Annotated in this window: 1 protein-coding gene; it reads right to left on the bottom strand. The window is 43.9% G+C overall.

The window, feature by feature from the left end; translation table 11 throughout:
• Nucleotides 1–68: 68 nt before the first annotated feature.
• Nucleotides 69–131 carry a putative holin-like toxin gene (locus CBI42_RS13440; protein WP_230083882.1) on the bottom strand — a complete coding sequence of 21 codons (63 nt, stop codon included), beginning with the start codon at nucleotides 129–131 and terminating at the stop codon, nucleotides 69–71.
• Nucleotides 132–264: the final 133 nt, after the last annotated feature.

The following is a 264-nucleotide window of genomic DNA, read 5'->3' as shown; positions in this document are numbered from 1 at the left end:
GCGGTGGCCTAGATTACAAAACTACATTGTCGCCTTGTAACCGACCAAAGTTACGCAGGGCGGCTTTTTTATTTGTTCCTTTTGTCGATGTATGTTAGCAACGCCAAAATAAACATTGCAAACAGCAACATCAACGAGAGTGTCTGGAAGACGCTCATTGACTGTGAAACCTTCCTGAAGATTATTCCATGTTCCCATGGGCCTCACCTCACAAGGGAAAAGACAGCCACCGCCCTTAAAACATTCTAAGCTTTATAGTGAATC

It is taken from the genome of Streptococcus sp. KR (assembly GCF_002238115.1).
Lineage (GTDB): Bacteria > Bacillota > Bacilli > Lactobacillales > Streptococcaceae > Streptococcus.
The sequence above is the reverse complement of the archived record's forward strand: the minus strand, read 5'-3'. Positions and strand labels throughout refer to the sequence as shown.